Genomic DNA, 22,466 nt, shown 5'->3' with positions numbered 1-22,466 from the left:
TGCGCGACTTTTGTATTTCTTCTGCGTTCGGCTGCCCGCTCCCGCATTCAGGCGTGCGAGTGCGACGCCACCTCCGCCTGCGCCTCCTTCGGCAGATCGACCATCGGCCCCGTGCCGCTGTAGCGGTCGAGCGCGAGGTAGATCGCGGGCGTGATGTAGAGCGTGATCACCTGCGAGAAGATCAGGCCGCCGACCACCGCCACGCCGAGCGGCTGGCGCAGTTCGGCGCCGGCGCCGAGGCCCAGCGCGAGCGGCAGCGCGCCCATCAGCGCGGCCAGGGTGGTCATGAGGATCGGGCGGAAGCGCAGCCGGCAGGCTTCGCGGATCGCGTCGACCGGCTTCATGCCCTCGGTGCGCTGCGCGTCGAGCGCGAAGTCGATCATCATGATCGCGTTCTTCTTCACGATGCCGATCAGCAGCAGGATGCCGATGGTCGCGATCAGCGTCAGGTCGAAGCCGAAGATCTTGAGCGACACCAGCGCGCCCACGGCCGCCGAGGGCAGGCCCGCGAGGATGGTGATCGGATGGATGTAGCTCTCGTAGAGCACGCCCAGCAGCACGTAGATCACGAGCACCGCGAGCACCAGCAGCACCGCCTGGCTCGACTGCGAGCTCTGGAACACCGCCGCATCGCCGCCGTAGGTGGTGATGATCGACGGCGGCATGCTCAGTTCCTTCTTAAACTGGTCGATCTTCGCGGTCGCGTTGCCGAGCGGCACGTCGGGCGCGAGGTTGAACGACACCGTCACCGCCTGCAGCTGCCCCTGGTGGTTGACCGAGGTCGGCCCCACGGTGCGCTTCACGGTCGAGAAGGCCGACAGCGGCACCAGCCGCCCGCTGGTGCTGCGCACCGAGAGGCGCGACACGTCGTCCTCGAACTGGCGGTCGTTGTCGGCCGCCGACAGGATCACCTGGTAGGTGTTGCTGCTGCCGTAGATGCTGCCGATCTGGCGGTCGCCGTAGGCGTTGTAGAGCGCGGTGCGCAGGTCGCCCACCGCCACGCCGAGCACGCCCGCCTTGTCGCGGTCGATCTCGAGCGTGGCCTGCAGGCCGCGGCTCTGCGAATCGCTGGTCACGTCGCGGAAGATCGGATCGGCGCGCATGCGCTCCATCAGCCGCGTGGCCCAGGGCAGCATCTCGCCCGCGTTCACGCTCTGCAGCGTGTACTGGAAGCGCGCCTTGCTCTGGCGCCCGCCCAGGCGCAGGTTCTGCACCGGCTGCATGTAGACCGCGATGCCCGGAATCTCGCGGAAGCGCTGGCGCAGCGACTCGAGCACCTTCGACATCGCGGGCCGTTCGCTGCGCGGCTTGAGCACCGCGAACAGCCGGCCGGCGTTCTGCGTGGCCGTGGGGCCGCCGACGCCGACGAAGGAGCTCACGTAGTCCACGCTCGGGTCGGCCTTGAGCGATTCGGCCACGCGGTCCTGCAGCGCCTTCATCGCGGTGAAGGAGATGTCCTCGGCGGCCTCGGTGGTGATCTGGATCTGGCCGATGTCCTCCTCGGGGAAGAAGCCCTTGGGGATCGACACGAACAGCCAGGCCGTGACGACGAAGGTGGCGCCCGCCATCAGCAGCATCAGCGTGCGGTGGGCCAGCGTCCAGTCGAGGGTGCGCATGTAGCTGCCGTGCACCCAGCGGTAGCCGCGCTCGAAGGCGCGGCCGATCGCGGTGCCGGGCTCGGGATGCTCCTCCTCGTGGTCGAGCGCGCCTTCCTTGCGCGGCACCTGCTTGAGCAGGCGGCTCGCGAGCATCGGCACCAGCGTGAGCGAGACCACCGCCGACACCAGCACCGCCAGCGCCACCACCACCGCGAACTCGTGGAACAGCAGGCCGATCACGCCCGGCATGAAGAAGATCGGGATGAACACCGCCACCAGCGAGATCGAGATCGAGACGATGGTGAAGCCCACCTCGCGCGCGCCGCGCAGCGCCGCGGCCATCGGCTCCATGCCCTTCTCGACGTAGCGCATGATGTTCTCGAGCACCACGATCGCGTCGTCCACCACCAGCCCCACGGCCAGCGTGATGCCGAGCAGCGAGACGTTGTCGAGGCTGTAGCCGAAGGCATAGAGCAGCGCCACCGCGCCGATCAGCGAGATCGGGATGGTGGCGGCCGGGATCAGCGTGGCGACCAGCCGGTGCAGGAACAGGAAGATCACCAGCACCACGAGCGCGATGGTGCCCAGCAGCGTGAGCTGCACGTCGTGCACCGCCTCGCGGATCGAGACCGAGCGGTCGTTCACCATGTGGATCTCGACCGACTGCGGCAGCTCGGCCTTGAAGCGCGGGATCAGCGCGCGCACCGCATCCACGACCTGCACGGTGTTGGCGTCGGGCTGGCGCTGCACCGCCAGCGTGATCGAGCTCTGGCCGTTGAAGCTGCTCGCGGTCTTGACCGATTCGAAGCTGTTCTCGATGGTCGCCACCTCGTCGAGCCGCACCGGCGCGCCGTTGCGCTGGCCGACGATCAGCTTGGCGAAGTCCTCGGCCTTGGTGAGCTGGCGGTTGGCCTGGATGGTGAGCGTCTGGCGCGGGCCGTCGAGCACGCCGACGGGCGTGTTGGCGTTGGCCGAGTTCACCGCGCGCGCGAGTTCGTCGAGCGTGATGTTGCGCGCGTTGAGCAGGTCGGCGTTGGCCTTGATGCGCACCGCGAAGGCCTTGCGCCCGTACACCGCCACCTGCGCCACGCCGTCGATGGTCGAGAGCGTGGGCGAGATCAGGTTCTCGGCGTAGTCGTTGAGTTCCGACGGGTTCATCGACGGCGAGATCAGCGCGATGAACAGCACCGGCGCATCGGCCGGGTTGACCTTGCGGTACGAGGGCAGCTGCGTGAGCTCCTGCGGCAGCTGGCGCTGCGCGCGCAAGAGCGCGGCCTGCACGTCGACCGCCGCATCGTCGATGTTGCGGCTGCTGACGAACTCCAGCGTGATCGAGCTCACGCCCTGTGTGTTGACCGAACTGATCGTCTGCAGGCCCGGGATGGTGGAGAACTGCTTCTCGAGCGGCAGCGCCACCGACGAGGCCATGGTGTCGGGACTCGCGCCGGGCAATTGCGCGTTCACGTTGATGACCGGCGTGTTGTAGCTCGGCAGCGCGGCGACGGGAATGCTGAAGTAGGCGAAGATGCCGGCCACCACCACCGCGGCCGACAGCAGCACCGTCATCGCGGGACGACGGATGCAGAGCTCCGAGATGTTCATGCGCGTTCCCGCGGGGCCGGGGTGTCCGAGGAGGCGGCGCTGCCGGGCGTCACGCCGGTGGTGCCGGGCGGCGCGGCCTTGGCGTCGACGCGCACCTTGCCGCCGGGTCGCACGTTCTGGCTGCCTTCGATGACCACGCGCTCGCCGGCCTCGAGGCCGCTCACCGCCACCTTGGTGCCGAAGGTGTGCAGCACCTGCACCTTGCGCCGCGTGGCGGTGCCGGCCTGGTCGACCACGTAGAGTGTCGCGCCCTCGGGCAGCATCATGAGCGCGGCCGCCGGCACCACGGTGACGCCGGCGAGCGTGCGCACCGTGACGCGCGTGGCGACGAACTGGCCCGGCCACAGCGCCTGGTCGGCATTGGCGAACACCGCCTTGGCGCGCACCGTGCCGATCTGCGGATCGACGGTGTTGTCGACGAAGTTCAGCACCCCCGTGAGCGGCTCCTTGCGGCCGGGCACCAGCGCCTCGATGCGCGCACCGCCGCGCGCGGCGGCCAGCAGGTCCTGCAGGTTCGATTCGGGCACCGGGAAGCTCACGGCGATCGGGTCGAGCTGCGTGATCGTCACCAGCGAAAGCGTGGGCTGCACCAGCGTGCCCGGGTAGATGTTGACGGCGCCGATGCGGCCCGCGATCGGCGCGCGCAGCGTGGCATAGCCCAGCGCCACCTGGGCCGACTGCACCGCGGCGCGATCGGCCGCCACCGCGGCGCGCTGCGCCTCGAGCTGCGAGAGCGTGGCGTCCATCGCGCTCTTGGAGATGAAGTTCTGCGCCACCAGTTCCTGGCTGCGCTTGTACTGGCGCTCGAGGTCGGCCATCGTGGCCTCGTCGCGCTTCTGCTGCGCGCTGGCGCGCGCGAGGTTGGCCTGGTCGGCGCGGTCGTCGAGCGTGAAGAGCAACTGGCCCGCCTTGACGAACTGGCCTTCCTTCACGTGCACCGCCTTCACCGTGTTCGTCACCTGCGGGCGCAGGTCCACGCTGTTGAGCGAGACCACGCTGCCGTTGACCTGCACCGTGACCGGCACGTCCTGCCGCTCGGCGGTGGCCAGCGTCACGAGCGCCGCCGGGGCGCCGTCGGCCGGTGCGCGGCCCGCGGCCGGGGCCTTGGCGGCCTGCGATGCGGCACGGTCGCCCGACCCGCTCCACCACCATCCCGCGACAGCGACGATCAGCACACCGGCGAGGGCGAGAACGAGTTTTTTCTTCATGGGGGTTTGAGCACTTTGGGCTGACAGCGGCTATTGGAGCAGTGGCCGCCCCGCAGTGTCCACGAGTGCCGTAAAGAAAAGTAAAGATGACATGCAATACCCCCTACGCCTTAACAAGCCGCCAGCCCCCTCGTCGGTAGAATCCCTCGTCCACAGCCTCTGGATATAACCCATGAACCGCTGCAAGAAACAACCCACGAACGCTCTCACTTTCATAGCAGCCTGCACGCTGGCAGCGAGCCTCCTGCCGGCCGTTGCCGCCGCCCAGTCCGAGGTGCCCCGGCCCCAGACGCAGAACGAGTCGCTGGTCGGCGGCCGGACCTTCCCCATCGGCACGCTGCGCGGCAAGTTCATGGTCGTCGACGGCGTCGACGTGGAACTCGACGGCAAGCCCGACCGCCTCGCGCCCGGCGCCCGCATCCGCAGCGCGCAGAACATGCTGGTCATGGCCGGCGCGATCACCGGGCAGAAGTACCTCGTCAACTACACGCGCGATGCCGCCGGCATGCTGCGCGAGGTCTGGATCCTCACGCCGGAAGAAGCCGTCGCCCGGCGCGAGTCGCTCGACAAGCCGTTCCTGAACATCTGGCCGTTCACCTCGAACGACACCCTCAACACGCAATAAGAGTGCCAGTGGGCGCCCGCCCGCTGCGCCGCCGCCGCCCGCGCCGCCGGGCCGCACCCGCCTTCGCCCCACCGAAGGCCAGGAGAGTTCCATGAGCAAGAAAGTCTTTATCAAAACCTTCGGCTGCCAGATGAACGAGTACGACTCGGACAAGATGGCCGACGTGCTAAACGCCGCCGAGGGCTACGAACCCACGCAAAACGTCGACGAAGCCGACCTGATCCTGTTCAACACCTGCTCGGTGCGCGAGAAGGCCCAGGAGAAGGTGTTCTCCGACCTCGGCCGCGTGAAGCACCTGAAGGCGCGCGGCGTGAAGATCGGCGTCGGCGGCTGCGTCGCGAGCCAGGAGGGCGAGGCGATCATCGCGCGCGCGCCCTACGTCGACGTGGTGTTCGGCCCGCAGACGCTGCACCGCCTGCCCGAGATGCTCGCCGAGCGCGAGCGCCAGGACCGGCCGCAGGTGGACATCCGCTTTCCCGAGATCGAGAAGTTCGACCACCTGCCACCCGCCCGCGTCGAAGGCGTGACGGCCTTCGTCTCGATCATGGAGGGCTGCTCCAAGTACTGCAGCTACTGCGTGGTGCCCTACACCCGCGGCGAGGAAGTGAACCGGCCGCTCGACGACGTGCTGGTCGAGATCGCCGGCCTCGCGGACCAGGGCGTGCGCGAGGTCACGCTGCTGGGCCAGAACGTGAACGCCTACCGCGGCCGCATGGGCGACACGGCCGAGATCGCCGACTTCGCGCTGCTGATCGAGTACGTCGCAGAGATCCCCGGCATCGAGCGCATCCGCTACACCACCAGCCATCCGAACGAGTTCACGCCGCGGCTGATCGAGGCCTACGCGAAGGTGCCGCAGCTCGTGAGCCACCTGCACCTGCCGGTGCAGCACGGCAGCGACCGCATCCTGATGGCGATGAAGCGCGGCTACACCGCCATGGAATACAAGAGCACGGTGCGCAAGCTGCGCGCGATCCGTCCGGAACTGGCGCTCAGCAGCGACTTCATCGTCGGCTTCCCGGGCGAGACCGAGGACGACTTCCAGAAGATGATGAAGCTCATCGAGGACTGCGCGTTCGACAACAGCTTCAGCTTCATCTTCAGCCCGCGCCCCGGCACGCCCGCGGCCGCGCTGCACGACGACACGCCGCACGAGGTCAAGCTCGCGCGGCTGCAGACGCTGCAGAAGGCGATCGACGCCAACGTGCGCCGCTTCGGCGACGCGCTGGTCGGCAGCACCCAGCGCGTGCTGGTCGAGGGTGCGTCGCGCAAGAACGCGAACGAGCTCATGGGCCGCACCGCCTGCAACCGCGTGGTCAATTTCGAGGGCGATGCCCGGCTGGTCGGCCGGATGGTCGACCTGCACATCACGCGCTCGCTGGCCTACACGTTGCGCGGCGAGGTGCCGACGCGCGAATCGTCGGCCGCGCCGGACTCCGCCGCGCCCAGCGCGGTGGCCGCCTGATGGCGAAGCGGCCGTCGAATCGGGGCTCGTTCCAGCAGCTCCTGCTGTTCGCGTTCTTGCTCATCACCGCGCTGCTGGTGGGCGTGGCGCTGCGCTCGGTGTTCCAGTACGACGCGCTCATGACGCAGAGCCGCGACGCGGCCGCGCGCGCGCTGCGGCTGTCGGGCGCGGCCCAGTCGCTGGCCGAGCGCAGCGCCGCGATGGAGCGCGCCGGACGCCAGTCGCTGGTGCTCAACGACGCGGTGCTCAGGCGCCGCTTCGACGACGCCGCGCGCGAGGCGAACCAGGTGCTCGAACGCATGGAGCGCAACGGCCTCGCGCCCGCGGGCATCGAGATGTGGCGCGCGCAGCTCGGCGTGATCGAGGGCCTGATGAGCGGCAGCGCCGACAGCGCGCTCGCGCGCGAGAGCAGCATGGCGATGCAGTTCCGCGAACTCGACTCGCTCAACACCAACCTCGCGCAGCAGGCCCAGTTCCTGATCGAGCTGCAGAACGACGCGCTCGCCAAGCGCATCGAGAATGCGCGCCGCCGGCTGATGCGCGAGGTGGTGGCGGCCAGCGTGCTCGCGGTGTCGCTGGCGCTGGCCTTCGGGATCTGGCTGGCGCGGCCCTTCAAGCGGCTCGAGCATGCGATCGTCGGCCTGGGCCAGAACCGGCTCGACGAGCCGATCGACATCCGCGGCCCGGCCGACGTGCGGCGCCTGTCGCAGCAGCTCGAATGGCTGCGGCTGCGGCTGACCGAGCTCGATGCCGACAAGGCGCGCTTCCTGCGCCACGTGTCGCACGAGCTCAAGACGCCCCTGGCCGCGCTGCGCGAGGGCGTGTCGCTGCTGGAGGACGGCGTGACCGGTCCGCTGAATCCCGCGCAGCTCGAGGTGGCGCAGATCCTGAACCAGAACACCGTGGCGCTGCAGGGGCAGATCGAGGCGCTGCTGCGCTTCAACGCGGCCGCCTTCGAGGCACGCGAGCTGCGCCGCGAGCGCACCGAGCTGCTGCCGCTGATCGAGGAGCAGATCGAGGCCCAGCGCCTGCAGTGGCAGGCCCACGGGCTGCGCGTCCAGGCCGAGGGCGAACCGATCGCGCTCACCGTCGACCGCACGAAGCTCGGCACGGCCATCGCCAACCTGCTGTCGAACGCGATCCGGTATTCGGCGCGCGGCGGCACGATCACGATCGCGGTCTCGGGCACGCCGTCGGCCGCGTACATCGATGTCAACGACGCCGGTCCGGGTATTGCCGAAGGCGACCGCGACCGCATTTTCGAGCCCTTCTACCGGGGCGAGCGCCAGCCCGAGCATGCCGTCAAGGGCACGGGCATCGGTCTTTCCATCGTGCAGGAGTACATTGCGGCCCATGGGGGACGCATCGCCCTGCAGCCGGACGGGCCCGGCGCGCGCTTTCGCATCGAATTGCCGCGCACGGCCTGAGCCCTCTCCCGTCGAGCCCTCGGCATCATCCAGAAACACCGCCTCTTTTGTCCTTTTTCCGTCGATCCATGCCCTTTCCGTTCGTCCGCAGTTCGACCCGCTCCGCGGCGGTGGCCCTGCCCTTCGCGCTGCTGCTGGCCGCCTGCGCGACGCCGCCCGCGCCGCCCGCCGAGGCCGAGGCGCTGCCGCCGCCGCCCGCCGTGCCGCGCGTGATGCCGGTCGAGGCCGAACCCAAGGCGCCCGCCACGCAGCCGGCCTCGCTGTTCACGCTGCTGACGCAGGGCCCGGTCGCGGCCATGCTGGCCTATGCCGACAAGGTGCGCCCGCTCGGCGGCACCGAGCTCAATGCCGAGATCGCGCGCGCGGGCGACCCGGGCGATTCGCCCACCGCGCAGATGCAGCTTGCGCTGCTGCTCGCGCAGACGCGCGTGCCGGCCGACCTGGCGCGCGCGCTGGGCCTGCTGCAGCGCGTGATATCGAACCCCTCGCCCGAGGCGCAGGCGCTGCACCCGCTCGCACGCGCGCTCGCGGCGCGCTACGTGGAGCAGCGCCGCGTGGAGGACGACCGCGACAAGCAGGTGCAGCAGTTGCGCGAGAGCCAGCGCCGCATCGACCAGCTCAACGACCGCATCGAAGCACTGCGCGCCATCGAGCGCAGCTTCGCGCGGCCCAACACCGCACCGGCGCCGGTCCTGCCCGCACCCGCCGCCCGGCCGACGCCATGAACATCCGACGATCGCGCAAGGAGGATTCCCGATGAGCGTGACCGGCGCGCGCCTGCTGGTGGTCGACGACGATCCGGACATGCTGCGGCTGCTCTCGATGCGGCTCAGCTCGGCCGGCTACCAGGTCACGGCCGTGACCTCGGCCGAGACCGCGCTCACGCAACTCGAGATCGAGCATCCGCAGCTGGTGCTCAGCGACGTGCGGCTGCCCGGGCGCGACGGGCTGCAGCTCTTCGACGAGATCCGCAAGCGCCATCCCACGCTGCCGGTGATCCTGCTCACGGCCCACGGCACCATCCCCGACGCGGTGGAGGCCACGGCGCGCGGCGTGTTCACCTACCTCACCAAGCCCTACGACGGCCGCGAGCTGCTCGACAAGATCTCGCAGGCGCTCGCGCTCGGCGCGCCGTCCAGCACGCCCGCCAAGTCGGGCGACGACAGCTGGCGCGCCGAGATCGTGAGCCGCAGCAACCGCATGTCGGAGTTGCTGGCCGAGGCGCGCATGGTCGCCAAGTCCGATGCCTCGGTGCTGCTGCGCGGCGACTCGGGCGCCGGCAAGGAACTGCTGGCGCGCGCCATCCACCGCGCCAGCGCGCGCGCGGACAAGCCCTTCGTGGCAGTCAACTGCGGCGCCATCCCGGAAGCGCTGCTCGAATCCGAGCTGTTCGGCCACATGAAGGGCGCCTTCACCGACGCCCATGCCAACCACAAGGGCCTGTTCCAGCAGGCCGACGGCGGCACGCTGCTGCTCGACGAGATCGGCGACATGCCGCCCGCGCTGCAGGTCAAGCTGCTGCGCGTGCTGCAGGAGCGTGCGGTGCGCCCGCTCGGCGCCAGCCAGTCGATCGAAGTCGACGTGCGCATCATCTCGGCCACCCACCGCGACCTCGACGCGGCGATGCAGGCCGGCCAGTTCCGCGAGGACCTGTATTACCGGCTCAACGTGGTCACGCTCACGCTGCCGCCGCTGTCGGCGCGGCGCGAGGACATTCCGCTCCTGGCCAACCACTTCCTGCAGAAGCTCTCGACCAAGTACGGCAAGCGGCTCTCGGGCTTCGCGCCCGAGGCGCTCAAGGCGCTCGCGACCGCGGCCTGGCCCGGCAACGTGCGGCAGCTCTACAACGTGGTGGAGCAGGTCTGCGCGCTGTCGAGTTCGCCGCTGGTGCCGCTCGCGCTGGTTCAGCGCGCACTGCGCGTGCCCTCCGTCGAGGTGCTGACCTATGCCGAGGCCAAGCAGCGCTTCGAGCGCGACTACCTGGTCGGGCTGCTCAAGCTGACCGACGGCAACGTCGCCGACGCGGCCCGGCTGGCGGACCGCAACCGCACCGAGTTCTACCGCCTGCTGCAGAAGCACGAACTCACGCCGGGCCACTTCAAGGCCGACGCTGTCGCTCCCGGCGGGGAGCCCGTCGCTGACTAGCGACAGGGCCAAGTCCTTGATTTAAAAGGACATTTTTTCTACGCCGTTGACACTTGTCGGGATTCGGCGACAAAAACGGCGGTTTTGCGGGGGTTTGGCCGGCCCCGCACCCGGAAATGCCCGGCGGATCCTGCTAAGTCGTTGATCTGCAAGCGTTTTTTCAGCCTGGCACAGGGTTTGCCCCTGTACTGGCATGACAGCACTCCACAGCCCATCTTTCGCACTGCGTCCGCAGCGCGACGGCCTGCGTCAAAAGCAGTTTTCCCCCGTGCGGCCCCGTGCCGCCGGGCATTCGCCGGCCGCACTCGCCGGCGCGGGCGGCGCCGAACCGGATTGCGTGGTCAAGCGCTTTCCTGCCATTGGCGACACCCCCTCCACCCTCGACAAGCAACGTTGGTAAATCACATGAAGCCGAACGACTTCTCCCAACTGAACGTGCTGGCCGACACCGATTTCTCGCGCCGCAGCCCGGTGCGCGAAGAGCGCCACCCGAATTCCGTCACCGCACCGCCGGTCAACCGCGGTTCGATGGCGCCCCGCCCCTGGCGCGGCTTCTGGAACAGCATCGGCACCGCCCTGCTCGTGAAGCTCGGCGCCGGCGGCAAGCGCGACAGCGCCGCGCCGGCCGCGGCGCCGCTGCCCTGGGAGCGTGCCGCCGCGCGCCGCCGCAACGCCTTCATGCTGCTCACCGTGCTCAGCACCGTGATCGCCTCGACGCTGTTCGCGGGCGTGCAGCCCGACTACGACAACGTCTGGCTGGAATACGGCCAGATCGGCCTCTACGGCCTGCTCTCGGGCTGGGTCGTCACCGGCTTCGTGACCGCGCTGATGGGCTTCTACGTCTCGCTGCGCGGTGACAAGCACTCGCTCTCGGCCAAGCAGGTGGCGCACCACCCGATGAACCCCGAGGCCCGCACCGCGATCATCATGCCGATCTGCAACGAGGACGTGGCCACGGTGTTCGCCGGCCTGCGCGCCACCTGCGAATCGGTCGCGGCCACCGGCCATGCGAAGCAGTTCGACGTGTTCGTGCTGTCCGACAGCTACAACCCCGAGACGGCCGCCGCCGAGCGCGCCGCCTGGGAAGACCTGCGCGCCGCGCTGGCCGAGAGCCCGAACCAGCCGCAGGTCGAGGTCTACTACCGCCTGCGCACCCGCCGCACGCACCGCAAGGCCGGCAACGTGGCCGACTTCTGCCGGCGCTGGGGCAAGGACTACCGCTACATGGTCGTGCTCGACGCCGACTCCGTGATGAGCGGCGACTGCCTGACCTCGATGGTCAAGCTGATGGAAGCCAATCCGAACGCCGGCATCATCCAGACCGCCACGCAGGCCATCGGCCACGTGACGCTGCATGCCCGCGCGCAGCAATTCGCCTCCCGCGTGACGGGCCGCCTGTTCACGCTGGGCATGCAGTTCTGGCAACTGGGCGAATCGCACTACTGGGGCCACAACGCGATCATCCGCGTCGAGCCCTTCATGAAGCACTGCGCGCTGGCGCCGATCAAGGGCACCGGCGGCATGTCGGGCGGCATCATGTCGCATGACTTCGTCGAGGCCGCGCTGATGCGCCGCGCCGGCTACAACGTCTGGCTCTGCGCCGACCTGGTCGGCAGCTACGAGCAGCAGCCGCCGGACCTGCTGGCCGAACTCCAGCGCGACCGCCGCTGGTGCCAGGGCAACCTGCAGAACGCCCGCCTGATGGCCGAGCCCGGCATCCACCCGGTGCACCGCGCGATGTTCGTGACCGGCACCATGGCCTACGTCTCGGCGCCGCTGTGGCTCGCGTTCCTGACGCTCGGCACCGCGCTCTGGCTCAACGGTTCGAGCCTGATCTCGAGCTGGAGCGTGCTGCCCGCGGAACTCGCCGGCCTCTGGGTCTGGACCCTGTGCCTGCTGTTCCTGCCGCGCGTGCTCGGCATCATCGCCGTGCTGATGCGCAAGGAGCAGCGCCAGTTCGGCGGCCTCTGGGGCCTGGTGAAGAGCTCGGTGCTCGAAAGCGCCCTCGCCATCGTGCAGGCACCGGTGCGCATGCTGGCCCACTCGCTGTTCGTGCTGGTCGCCCTCACCGGCATCAAGCTCGACTGGAAGTCGCCTCCCCGCGAAGCCGCCGCCGTGCCGTGGAAGATCGCTGCCTCCCAGCTCGCACCCATGAGCCTGGTGGTCGGCGCGCTGGCCCTCGGCGTCGCGATGATCGATGCAAGCGCCCTGATGTGGCTCATGCCGGTCGGCCTGCCGCTGCTGCTGGCGATCCCGCTCACGGTGCTCACCAGCCAGATCGCGCTCGGCACCTCGCTGCGCGACCGCGGCTTCCTGCTGATCCCCGAGGAATCGCGCTCGCCCGCCGTGCTGCGCCGCGCCTGGATGCATGCGCTGCGCCTCGCGCGCCCCGCGGCGCTGGCGACGGCCTGATGCGCTGACAGCGGCGCATCCGCTTCATGAAGCCGGCCTCTGCGCCGGCTTTTTTACGGCTGTCGTTCGGGAACGGGAACGGGAGCGGACAGCCGAACGCAGAAGTCGCGAAGGTTTCGCAGAAGTCGCAGAACGATTCCGAGGATTTTTCTTCGGGTTCTTCTGCGACTTCTGCGTCGCTTGTGTCTTCCTTCTGCGTTCGGCTGTTCGCTTTCCGGAACGTCTAGAACGGCAGCTTCGGCCCACCGGGGCCGCCGAGCCCGCCCATGCCCTTCATGCCGCCCATGCGCTTCATCATCTTCATGAGGCCGCCGCCCTTCATCTTCTTCATCATCCCCTGCATCTGCTCGAACTCGTTGAGCAGGCGGTTCACTTCCTGAACCTGCACGCCCGCGCCGGCCGCGATGCGGCGCTTGCGCGTGGCCTTGAGCAGCTCGGGCTTGCGGCGCTCGAGCGGGGTCATGCTGTTGATGATGCCTTCCTTGCGGCGGATGTCGCGCTCGGCGCGGCTCAGGTCGGCCTCGCTGGCCTTGGCGGCCATCTGCGTCGGCAGCTTGTCCATCAGGCTCGACAGGCCGCCCATCTGCTTCATCTGCTGCAGTTGGCCGAGGAAGTCGTTGAGGTCGAAGCCCGCGCCGCTCTTGACCTTGGCCGCGAGCTTCTGCGCCGCCGCCACGTCGACGCCGGCCGTGACCTGCTCGACCAGCGCGACGATGTCGCCCATGCCGAGGATACGGCCCGCGTGGCGCTCGGCGTCGAACACCTCGAGGCCGTCGATCTTCTCGCTCGTGCCGGCGAACTTGATCGGCACGCCCGTGACCTGCCGCACCGACAGTGCCGCACCACCGCGCGAATCGCCGTCGGTCTTGGTCAGGATGATGCCGGTGAGCGGCAGCGCCTCCTTGAACGCCCGGGCGGTGTTGATCGCATCCTGGCCCTGCATCGCATCGACCACGAACAGCGTCTCGACCGGATCGAGCGCGCCGTGGAGCTGCTTGATCTCGTTCATCAGCACTTCGTCGATCGCGAGGCGGCCGGCGGTGTCGACCAGCAGCACGTCGAAGAAGTGGCGCTTGGCGTGGTCGAGGGCGGCGCGCGCGATGTCGAGCGGCTTCTGCTCGGGCGAGCTCGGGAACCATTCGGCGCCGGCCTGCTTCGTCACCATCTTGAGCTGCTCGATGGCGGCCGGGCGGTAGACGTCGCCCGAGACCGTGAGCACCTTCTTCTTGCGCTTCTCGATCAGGTGCTTGGCGAGCTTGGCGGTGGTGGTGGTCTTGCCGGCGCCCTGCAGGCCGGCCATGAGGATCACCGCGGGCGGCTGGGCCGCGAGGTTGATGTCGGAGACGCCCTCGCCCATGGTGGCGGCGAGTTCGCGGTTGACGATGCCGACCAGCGCCTGGCCCGGCTTGAGCGAGCCCAGCACTTCCTGGCCGAGCGCCTTCTCCTTCACGCGGGCGACGAAGTCGCGCACCACCGGCAGCGCCACGTCGGCCTCGAGCAGCGCCATGCGCACTTCGCGCAGCATGTCCTGCACGTTGCTTTCGGTGATGCGCGCCTGGCCGCTCATCGTCTTGACGAGGCGGGAGAACTTTTCTGTGAGGGCGGTGGCCATGAACGGGGTGCCTTGCTGCCCGCTGCGGCGGGCATTGAAGAAAATCGTGAGGGGCGGTGCGGCACGCAGTGCGCACGCCGGAGGGAGATAAACTCCACCTATGATTTTAGCGATCCCCTCCCCACTTGCCGTGGCGCTGGGCATCGCCACCGCGGCCGCCTACGGTTTCGCGGCCGCCGCGGGCGCCCGGCTCAGCCGCCGTGGCACCCAATGGGCGCTCGGGCTCGCGTGGCTGCTGCATGCCGCGGTGCTGGCCCAGGGGCTCGTCGCCGGCCAGCCGCGCTTCGGCTTCGCGCCGGCGCTCTCGGTCACCGCCTGGCTGGTGCTCACGGTCTACGGCATCGAAAGCAGCATGTATCCGCAGCTCAAGGTGCGGCGCGTGCTGGCCTGGCTCGGCGCGGCCGCGGTGCTGCTCGCCCTGGCATTCCCGGGCACGCCGCTGCATGTCTCGGCCTCGCCCTGGCTGCCGCTGCATCTGGCGCTCGGCATCGCGTCGTACGGGCTGTTCGGCGCCGCGGTCGTGCATGCCTGGCTCATCACCCGCGCCGAAAAACAGATCCGGCTCGCGGCCGAGCCGCAGGGCGGCGTGCCGCTGCTCACGCTCGAGCGGCTGACCTTCCGCTTCGTCACCGCGGGCTTCGTGCTGCTGTCGGCCACGCTGCTCGCGGGCCTGCTGTTCAGCGAAACCCTCTACGGCGCTGCGGTGCGCAGCTGGAAGTGGGACCACAAGACGGTGTTCTCGGTGCTCGCATGGCTGAGCTTCGCGGTACTGCTCGGCGGCCGCGCGCGCTTCGGCTGGCGCGGGCGCACGGCCAGGCGCGTGCTGTATGCGGGCTCGGCCCTGCTGCTGCTCGCCTACGTGGGGTCGCGCTTCGTGCTCGAAGTGGTGCTGGCGCGCGGCACGGCATGAAGTACCTGCTGGTCTTCCTGGTGGTCGCGGTGGCGATCTGGCTCTGGCGCAAGAACCGTCGCGAAGAAATGCGCGATGCCCGGCGCGAACAGGCGGCGCGCGCCAGGCCGCGGCCGGAGGCCGGGCCGGCCACGCCGCAGGCCATGCTGCGCTGCGCCCACTGCGGCCTGCACCTGCCCGCGGCCGATGCGATCGCCGGACCCGGCGGCGCGATGTATTGCACCGCCGCGCACCGCCAGGCCGCCGAGCGCGGCTGAGACGCGGGCCGCCTGCGAAACGACGTCGCACCGATGAGCGCTTCCCTGCGGTCGCGAGCCGAGCCCGTCACCGACTGGGACGAGCTCGATCCCGCGCAAGGCCAGAGCGCCGCGCTGCTGCGCCTCTGGCGCGGCTTCATGGCGGCGCGCTGCTTCGTCGCGGCCGTGCTGGTGCTGCTGCAGGGCGTGGCCTTCGCGCTCGGGCAGGCGATGCAGCCGCTCGCGATGGCGCTGTCCGCCGGCTATTTGATCCTGACCTGCCTCGGCGCGCGCTACACCCGCTTCACCCCGCCGATCCGCGCCTTCGCGACGCTCTGGTTCCTGACCATCGGCATCGACCTCGGCACCTTCACCGCGCTGCAGGTGCTGCAGGGCGGCAACATCAACTACACGCCGCTGTTCGCGCTGCCGGTGCTCATGAGCGCGGTGCTCGGTACGGTGACGGTGGGCCTGGGCACCACGGCCGCGGTCACGCTGCTGCTGCTCGCCGACGCGGGCTGGCACTGGCTGCAGCAGCCCGGCGATCCCTCCGCCCGCTTCGTGCAGGCCGCGCTCACGGGGACCGGGCTCTTCGTGGTGGCGCTGCTCGCGCACGAGCTCGCACGCCGGCTCGCGCGCGAGGAAGCCACCGCGCAGCGCAACCGCAGCAGCGCGCAGATGCAGGCGCAGGTCAACGATCTGGTGATCGAGACGCTGAGCGAAGGCGTGCTGGTGATCGACGCCGAAGGCATGGTGCATGCCGCGAACCCCGCGGCCGACGCGATCCTCGGCCAGGGGCTCGCCAAGCGCAGCCTGCCGTTCGCGCTGCACGCGCAGCCCGCCTGGCATGCGCTCGCGGCGCTGGCGCGCCAGACCTTCTCGCGCCGCGCGCCGCAGAGCGAGGAGATCCCGGTCGCGCAGGCACGCGGCGCCGCGCGCGAGGTGCGCGTGCGCACGCGGCTCACGCCCACGAGCGACCAGCGCGGCTACAGCCTCTGCGTGATGTTCCTGCAGGACCTGCGCGAACTCGAGGCGCGCATCCGCACCGAGAAGCTCGCAGCCATGGGCCGCATGTCGGCGGCGGTGGCGCACGAGATCCGCAACCCGCTGGCCGCGATCACCCAGGCCAGCGCGCTGCTCAACGAGGACCTCACCGATCCCGCGCACCGGCAGCTGACGACGATGGTGCAGCACAACGCACAGCGGCTCGCGCGCATCGTGGACGACGTGCTCGACGTGTCCCGGGCGCGCCAGCAGCGCGTGCTGTCGCTCGGCGAGCAGGTGGTGCTCGACCCGGCGGTGCAGGCGCTGGCCGAGGAATGGGTGCGCCAGACCCAGCGCCAGGGCGTGCTGATCGCGCTCGATGCGGCCGAGAGCGAGGTGCGCTTCGACGTCGAGCACCTGCGCCGCCTGCTCGTGAACCTGCTCGACAACGCGGCGCGCTACGCCAGCAACCGCGACGGCGCGATCCAGGTCGTGACCACCACCCAGCGCGGCAGCTCGGGCCGGCCGACGCTGCTGGTGTGGAGCGACGGCGCGCCGCTCGAGCCCGCGGTGCAGCGCCATCTGTTCGAGCCCTTCTTCTCCTCCGAAAGCCGGTCGAGCGGGCTCGGCCTCTTCCTCTGCCGCGAGCTGTGCCGGCGCCATGGCGCGACCATCGGCTACGAGCGGCGCGCGCTGGTCGCGGGCGGCCCGGAGGGGAACGAATTCTTCGTCCGGTTCGCACCCAGCGAGAACCGGCTGACACAATAGCGCCGTGAGCACGACCCCTTCTTCCACGCAGCGTCCGGGCAACATCCTGGTCATCGACGACGAACCGGACCTGCGCACCCTGTACGAACTGACCCTGCTGCGCGAGGGCTATCGCGTCGAGGCCGCCGGCAGCGTGTCGGAAGCCTGGCAGCACCTCGAGGCCACGCAGTTCGATGCGGTGATCACCGACATGCGGCTGCCCGACGGCCAGGGCATGGAGATCATCCAGCGCATCCAGAAGAACCAGCGCAGCGAACGCTGCGTCGTGATGACCGCCTACGGATCGGCCGAGAACGCGGTCGAGGCGCTGAAGGCCGGCGCCTTCGACTACCTGACCAAGCCCGTCGACCTGAAGCAGTTCCGTGCGGTGGTCGCGTCCGCCGTGCAGGCGCAGCAGGCGCAGCCGGTCAAGGCGACGCGCACCGCGCCCGCCGAACCGAGCGAACGCGTCGATGCACCAGCGATTCCGGGCAGCGGCGTGGCCGCGCTCGAGCGGCTGGTCGGCGACTCGGAGCCGATGCGGCTCGTCAAGTCGCGCATCGCCAAGGTCGCGCGCGGCATGGCGCCGGTGCTGGTGCGCGGCGAGTCGGGCACCGGCAAGGAACTCGTGGCGCGCGCGGTGCACGCCTGCAGCCAGCGCAGCGAGGGGCCGTTCATCGCGGTCAACTGCGGCGCCATTCCCGAGAACCTGCTCGAGGCCGAATTCTTCGGCGCGCGCAAGGGCTCGTACACCGGCTCGTCGCAGGACCGGGACGGCTACTTCCAGGCCGCGCGCGGCGGCACGCTGTTCCTCGACGAGATCGGCGACCTGCCGCTCGCGATGCAGTCGAAGCTGCTGCGCGCGATCCAGGAGCGCAGCGTGCGCTCGATCGGCTCCACGCAGGAAGATGCGGTCGACGTGCGCATCGTGAGCGCCACCCACAAGGACCTGCATGCCGAGGTGCAGGCCGGCCGTTTCCGGCAGGACCTGTTCTACCGGCTCAACGTGATCGAGATCGCGGTGCCCGCGCTGCGCGAGCGGCGCGAGGACCTGCCGGCGCTCTGCCATGCGCTGCTCGCGCGCATCGCGCAGGACGGCGGCCTGCCGGTGCCGCACCTGTCCGACGAACTGCTGCGCCGGCTCGCGCAGCATCCGCTCGCGGGCAACGTGCGCGAACTCGAGAACCTGCTGCACCGCGCGGTGGCGCTCAACGACGGCGACGAACTGCACCTCGACCTGATGGGCGCCGGCCCCGGCCAGGCCGGTGCGCCGCCCGAGGCCGCCGCAGCGCCCGCGCCCCCCGCGCCCGCACCTGCCGCGCCCGAAGCCGAACCGCGCCCCGCGCCGGCCGCCGAAGCCCGGCCCGCGCCACCGCTGCCTTCCGACCTGCAGGCCTGGCTCGACCAGCAGGAGCGCGAGATGCTCGTGCGCGCGCTGCACGAGAGCGGCTTCAACCGCACCGCCGCCGCCGCGCGGCTCGGCATGAGCCTGCGCCAGATCCGCTACCGCATCGCGCGGCTCGGCATCACCACGCCCAGCGGCGACGAAAGCGCCGCGCCCCATGGCAGCGACGACTGAATCACCGTCGTCGCCGGCGCCCGCCGACGACGGGCTCTGGCAGTCCGGCTGGTACCGCTTCGCGAAGGCGCTGCGCTCACCGAACTTCGGCCCCCGGCCCGGGCTCGCGCCGACCGACCTGATCGTGCTGCACTCGATCAGCCTGCCGCCCGGCGAATACGGCGGCGAGGCGGTGCAGCAGCTGTTCACCAACCGGCTCGACTGGGATGCGCACCCGTACTTCCAGTCGATCCGCGGGCTCGAGGTGTCCTCGCATTTCTACGTGCGCCGCAACGGCGAGCTCTGGCAGTTCGTGAGCTGCGACGACCGGGCCTGGCACGCGGGCGTCTCGTCGTGGCGCGGGCGCTCCAACTGCAACGACGATTCCATCGGCATCGAGCTCGAGGGCCTCGAAGGCGCGCCCTTCGAGGCGGCGCAGTACGAGACGCTCGCCAGCCTCTGCGCCGCCCTTGCGCAGCACTACCCGATCGCCCACGTCGCAGGCCACGAGCACATCGCGCCGGGCCGCAAGCAGGATCCGGGCGCCGGGTTCGACTGGCGGCAGCTGCGCGACGAACTGGGCTGGGACCGCGCCATGTTCCCTGCGCAGACGATGGGCCGCTAATTTTTTCAATCGCGTCGCCATTCGCGATGCGCGGCGCCGGCGGCGGAGCGAATTCACCATTGCAAACGCCGCGTTCAGCAACCATGCGCCCTGCAAGCCCAAATCGGCCCGCAAGCCACGCGCCATGCGGGTTGCGAGACCATGAACCACTGTTCATGCGGCACCGACGGCCACGGCGCCTTCCGGACCAAAAAACGACGGTGCTTGCAACCACTGGAAAACGCTACATCTAGTGGGTTGTAGCCCCCTCGCACCCTAGATATAGTGTCTCCCTACCGGCCGCCGGCACCGCGCAACGCCCGGCCCGCGCTGCCACCCAACAAGAATTGCCAACCGAGAGGAAGCGAATGCAAACATCCCTGAACACCCCTTCGACCCCGCGTGCCGTCCCCTCCACGCTGCCGCTGCAGCCGCAGGACACCGCCGGCTCGCCCTCCAGCCAGAACCTCGCGAACTACCAGATCATCCGCCGCAACGGCGCGGTGGTGCCGTTCGAGCCGAACAAGATCGCGATCGCGATGATGAAGGCCTTCCTCGCGGTGCACGGCACGCAGGGCGCGGCCTCGGCCAGCGTGCGCGAGACGGTCGATGCGCTGACCCAGGGCGTGATCCGCGCGCTGATGCGTTCGCGTCCGGGCGGCGGCACCTTCCACATCGAGGACGTGCAGGACCAGGTCGAACTCGGCCTGATGCGCGGCGGCCACCACGAGATCGCGCGTGCCTACGTGCTCTACCGCGAGCGCCGCACGCAGGAGCGCTCCAAGCAGGGCGAGCAGCAGGCCCCGGCCGTGCCGGCACTGCACGTGCTGGACCGCGGCGAACGCGTGGCGCTCGACCTGAACGAACTCAAGGGCCTGATCGAATCGGCCTGCCAGGGCCTGGGCGATGGCATCACGGCCGAGCCGATCGTCGCCGAGACGATGCGCAACCTGTACGACGGCGTGCCGCTCGACGAGGTCTACAAGGCCTCGATCCTGGCCGCCCGCACGCTGATCGAGAAGGATCCCGACTACACCTTCGCGACCGCCCGCCTGCTGCTGCACACGATCTTCAAGGAGATCGTCGGCCGCGAGGTCATGCCCGCCGAGCGCGCGCAGACCTATGCCGACTACTTCCCGCAGTTCGTCAAGAAAGGCGTCGAGAACGAGCTGCTCGACGAGAAGCTGCTGCAGTACGACCTGCCCCGCCTCGGCGCCGCGCTCAAGGCCGAGCGCGACAACCAGTTCGACTACCTCGGCCTGCAGACGCTGTACGACCGCTACTTCCTGCACGTGCGCAAGTCGCGCATCGAGCTGCCGCAGGCCTTCTTCATGCGCGTGGCCATGGGCCTGGCGCTCAACGAGATCGACCGCGAGGCGCGCGCCATCGAGTTCTACGAGGTGCTGTCGTCCTTCGACTTCATGTCGTCGACGCCGACGCTGTTCAACAGCGGCACGCTGCGCTCGCAGCTGTCGAGCTGCTACCTGACGACCGTGCCCGACGACCTCGACGGCATCTACGAGTCGATCAAGGAGAACGCGCTGCTGTCGAAGTTCGCCGGCGGCCTGGGCAACGACTGGACCCGCGTGCGCGCGCTCGGCAGCCACATCAAGGGCACGAACGGCGAATCGCAGGGCGTGGTGCCCTTCCTCAAGGTGGTCAACGACACGGCCGTGGCCGTGAACCAGGGCGGCAAGCGCAAGGGCGCGGTCTGCACCTACCTCGAGACCTGGCACCTCGACATCGAGGAGTTCCTGGAGCTGCGCAAGAACACCGGCGACGACCGCCGCCGCACGCACGACATGAACACCGCCAACTGGATCCCCGACCTGTTCATGCGCCGCGTGATGGAAAAGGGCACCTGGACGCTGTTCTCGCCCTCGAACGTGCCCGACCTGCACGACCTGTTCGGCGCCGACTTCGAGCGCGCCTACGTCGCCTATGAAGAAAAGGCCGCGCGCGGCGAGATCAAGCCGAGCCGCACGGTGCAGGCCACCGACCTGTGGCGCAAGATGCTCACGATGCTGTTCGAGACCGGCCATCCCTGGATCACGTTCAAGGACGCCTGCAACGTGCGCTCGCCCCAGCAGCACGCCGGCGTGGTGCACTCGTCGAACCTCTGCACCGAGATCACGCTGAACACCAGCGACACCGAGACCGCGGTCTGCAACCTGGGTTCGGTGAACCTGCTGCAGCACCTGAAGGACGGCAAGATCGACCAGGAAAAGCTCAAGAAGACGATCTCGACCGCGATGCGCATGCTCGACAACGTGATCGACATCAACTACTACGCCGTGAAGAAGGCGCGCGACTCGAACCTGCGCCACCGTCCGGTCGGCCTGGGTCTGATGGGCTTCCAGGACGCGCTGTACGAACTGCGCATCCCCTACGCCTCGCAGGAAGCGGTGCAGTTCGCCGACGAGTCGATGGAAGCGATCTGCTACCACGCCTACTGGGCCTCGACCGAGCTCGCCCGCGAGCGCGGCAAGTACTCGAGCTACAAGGGCTCGCTGTGGGACAAGGGCGTCCTGCCGATCGACACGCTCGACCTGCTCGAGAAGGCGCGCGGCGGCTACGTCGAGGTCGACCGCTCGGCCACGCTCGACTGGGACGCGCTGCGCCAGAAGATCAAGGCCGACGGCATGCGCAACTCCAACTGCGTGGCGATCGCGCCGACCGCGACGATCTCGAACATCATCGGCGTCGACGCCTCGATCGAACCCTGCTTCGGCAACCTCTCGGTCAAGTCGAACCTGTCCGGCGAGTTCACCGTGATCAACCACTACCTGGTGCGCGACCTCAAGCGCCTCGGCCTGTGGGACGACGTGATGGTCATGGACCTGAAGCACTTCGACGGCTCGCTGCGTCCGATCGACCGCGTGCCGCAGGACGTGAAGGCGCTCTACGCGACCGCATTCGAGATCGAGACCACCTGGCTCGTCGAGGCCGCGGCGCGCCGCCAGAAGTGGATCGACCAGGCGCAGTCGCTCAACATCTACATGGCCGGTGCATCGGGCAAGAAGCTCGACGACACCTACAAGCTCGCATGGCTGCGCGGTCTGAAGACCACCTACTACCTGCGCACGCAGAGCGCGACGCACGCGGAGAAGTCCACCGTGCAGTCGGGCCGCCTCAACGCGGTGTCCTCGGGCAGCGGCAGCGATGCGCCCTCGGGCATGAGCGCACTCGAGGCCGCGGCCGCTGCGGCGAAGGCGCAGATGAGTGCGATTCCCGCGACCGACATCGCGTTCTGCGGCGTCGACGATCCGACCTGCGAAGCCTGCCAGTGATGCGTCGCTGAACGCAGCGAAGCGATGCAGAGCACGCGCGAAC

General features: G+C 69.5%; 15 protein-coding genes. 12 read left to right on the top strand and 3 right to left on the bottom strand.

Annotated elements, in window-relative coordinates; translation table 11 throughout:
- Positions 1 to 47: 47 nt before the first annotated feature.
- Together M2165_RS13845 and M2165_RS13840 are read right to left on the bottom strand one after the other, a co-directional pair.
- Positions 48 to 3,200, bottom strand: coding sequence for an efflux RND transporter permease subunit (locus M2165_RS13845; protein WP_280815187.1), 3,153 nt, complete (start codon positions 3,198 to 3,200; stop codon positions 48 to 50).
- Positions 3,197 to 4,408: an efflux RND transporter periplasmic adaptor subunit gene (locus M2165_RS13840; RefSeq protein WP_280815186.1), complete on the bottom strand. Its 1,212-nt coding sequence runs from the start codon at positions 4,406 to 4,408 to the stop codon at positions 3,197 to 3,199. The genes M2165_RS13845 and M2165_RS13840 overlap by 4 nt, the downstream gene beginning before the upstream one ends.
- A 274-nt stretch (positions 4,409 to 4,682) precedes the next feature.
- On the opposite strand from M2165_RS13840, the gene M2165_RS13835 reads away from it, so the two are divergent.
- The 6 genes from M2165_RS13835 (at position 4,683) to mdoH (ending at position 12,482) form a co-directional block, all read left to right on the top strand.
- The gene (locus M2165_RS13835; protein ID WP_280815185.1) at positions 4,683 to 5,033 is read left to right on the top strand and encodes a hypothetical protein; all 351 of its coding nucleotides are present in this window, start codon (positions 4,683 to 4,685) and stop codon (positions 5,031 to 5,033) included.
- 91 nt (positions 5,034 to 5,124) lie between these two features.
- The gene (gene miaB / locus M2165_RS13830; RefSeq protein WP_280815184.1) at positions 5,125 to 6,498 is read left to right on the top strand and encodes a tRNA (N6-isopentenyl adenosine(37)-C2)-methylthiotransferase MiaB; all 1,374 of its coding nucleotides are present in this window, start codon (positions 5,125 to 5,127) and stop codon (positions 6,496 to 6,498) included.
- Positions 6,498 to 7,925, top strand: coding sequence for an ATP-binding protein (locus M2165_RS13825; RefSeq protein ID WP_280815183.1), 1,428 nt, complete (start codon positions 6,498 to 6,500; stop codon positions 7,923 to 7,925). The genes miaB and M2165_RS13825 overlap by 1 nt, the downstream gene beginning before the upstream one ends.
- Before the next feature lie 68 nt (positions 7,926 to 7,993).
- Positions 7,994 to 8,650, top strand: a complete 657-nt coding sequence (locus M2165_RS13820) for a hypothetical protein (protein WP_280815182.1) — start codon at positions 7,994 to 7,996, stop codon at positions 8,648 to 8,650.
- A gap of 31 nt (positions 8,651 to 8,681) precedes the next feature.
- A complete protein-coding gene (locus M2165_RS13815) occupies positions 8,682 to 10,070 on the top strand; it encodes a sigma 54-interacting transcriptional regulator (RefSeq protein ID WP_280815181.1) in 1,389 nt (462 codons plus the stop codon).
- 405 nt (positions 10,071 to 10,475) lie between these two features.
- The gene (gene mdoH, locus M2165_RS13810; protein ID WP_280815180.1) at positions 10,476 to 12,482 is read left to right on the top strand and encodes a glucans biosynthesis glucosyltransferase MdoH; all 2,007 of its coding nucleotides are present in this window, start codon (positions 10,476 to 10,478) and stop codon (positions 12,480 to 12,482) included.
- A gap of 223 nt (positions 12,483 to 12,705) precedes the next feature.
- Here mdoH and ffh read toward each other — a convergent pair whose 3' ends face one another.
- Positions 12,706 to 14,094 carry a signal recognition particle protein gene (gene ffh, locus M2165_RS13805; RefSeq protein ID WP_280815179.1) on the bottom strand — a complete coding sequence of 463 codons (1,389 nt, stop codon included), beginning with the start codon at positions 14,092 to 14,094 and terminating at the stop codon, positions 12,706 to 12,708.
- A 100-nt stretch (positions 14,095 to 14,194) separates the two neighbouring features.
- Between ffh and ccsA the strand changes: the two genes are divergently transcribed.
- From ccsA to M2165_RS13775, 6 genes are all read left to right on the top strand, one after another.
- Positions 14,195 to 15,004, top strand: coding sequence for a cytochrome c biogenesis protein CcsA (gene ccsA / locus M2165_RS13800; RefSeq protein ID WP_280815178.1), 810 nt, complete (start codon positions 14,195 to 14,197; stop codon positions 15,002 to 15,004).
- Positions 15,001 to 15,261 carry a PP0621 family protein gene (locus tag M2165_RS13795; RefSeq protein WP_280815177.1) on the top strand — a complete coding sequence of 87 codons (261 nt, stop codon included), beginning with the start codon at positions 15,001 to 15,003 and terminating at the stop codon, positions 15,259 to 15,261. The genes ccsA and M2165_RS13795 overlap by 4 nt, the downstream gene beginning before the upstream one ends.
- Before the next feature lie 33 nt (positions 15,262 to 15,294).
- The gene (locus tag M2165_RS13790; protein ID WP_280815176.1) at positions 15,295 to 16,992 is read left to right on the top strand and encodes an ATP-binding protein; all 1,698 of its coding nucleotides are present in this window, start codon (positions 15,295 to 15,297) and stop codon (positions 16,990 to 16,992) included.
- Positions 16,993 to 16,996: 4 nt separating this feature from the next.
- Complete coding sequence (locus M2165_RS13785) at positions 16,997 to 18,550, top strand: sigma-54 dependent transcriptional regulator (RefSeq protein WP_280815175.1); 1,554 nt, start codon at positions 16,997 to 16,999, stop codon at positions 18,548 to 18,550.
- Positions 18,534 to 19,154: a 1,6-anhydro-N-acetylmuramyl-L-alanine amidase AmpD gene (gene ampD, locus M2165_RS13780; protein ID WP_280815174.1), complete on the top strand. Its 621-nt coding sequence runs from the start codon at positions 18,534 to 18,536 to the stop codon at positions 19,152 to 19,154. The genes M2165_RS13785 and ampD overlap by 17 nt, the downstream gene beginning before the upstream one ends.
- 347 nt (positions 19,155 to 19,501) lie before the next feature.
- A complete protein-coding gene (locus tag M2165_RS13775) occupies positions 19,502 to 22,423 on the top strand; it encodes a ribonucleoside-diphosphate reductase subunit alpha (protein ID WP_280815173.1) in 2,922 nt (973 codons plus the stop codon).
- Positions 22,424 to 22,466 lie beyond the last annotated feature (43 nt).

This window comes from Variovorax sp. TBS-050B (assembly GCF_029893635.1).
In the GTDB taxonomy this organism is placed as follows: Bacteria; Pseudomonadota; Gammaproteobacteria; order Burkholderiales; family Burkholderiaceae_C; genus Variovorax.
This window is presented reverse-complemented; position numbering and strand designations above follow the sequence as displayed.